The 832-nt window shown below is 36.5% G+C and carries 1 pseudogene; it reads right to left on the bottom strand.

From position 1 onward, the window contains the following. Positions 1 to 832 (bottom strand): annotated as a pseudogene (locus AC1Q6O_RS22895) (IS3 family transposase); the annotation flags it as partial.

The following is an 832-nucleotide window of genomic DNA, read 5'->3' as shown; positions in this document are numbered from 1 at the left end:
TAGCGTTTCTCACCAAATAGATGGAACTCTGTCACGTCTGTTACCCATTTCTCGTTCATTTTTTCCGCTGTAAAATCGCGTTGTAATATGTTTGGGGCAATTTTTCCGACGTTACCTTTATACGAACGATATTTCTTCATGCGGACTTCACACTTTATGCCAATGGCATTCATCAAGCAGTTAATCGTTTTCGGATCATGATGAATACCAAATTTTTTTAGTTCTTTGGTGATCCGACGATAACCATAACGTCCCTTATGTTCATGATAAATGGACTGAATTGCGACTTTCACATCAGCGTATTTATCATGACGATTCAAACGCTTTTCCCAGTAATAATACGTACTACGTGGAATATCAGCGACTTTGATTAATTCCACTACTTCATAGATTTCCTTTAGTTCATAAATTACTTGCGCTTTGATTTGATTGGTAATTTTTCTTGCATTTGAACTAAAGTATTCAACTTTTTTAAGTACGCATTCTCCATTTCTAATTGTTTGATTCGTGCTTCTAACGCCTCAACAGATCCTTCAGCTGGTGTTGATTTCGTTGTTCTTTTTGTCTCTTTTTTCATAGATAGATGCCCCTTTTTCTTAGAAACAAGAGCATCATAACCACCAACTTCAAACTTCAACTTCCAATTCCGAATCATGCCAGGAGATGAAATATTGAATAGTGCAGCTGTGTCTCTCGAAGATGTACCTGTCTCGTTCATATAATTAAGTACATTCATTTTATAGTCAGCTGAATAGTTTGTATAGGACTTTAAGAAAGTCTCTACGCCATTTTTTTGATAACGGCGAACCCATTCACTGACAATCTGAGCTGT

Source organism: Lysinibacillus sp. GW823-FHT06C08, from assembly GCF_058795135.1.
The sequence above is the reverse complement of the archived record's forward strand: the minus strand, read 5'-3'. Positions and strand labels throughout refer to the sequence as shown.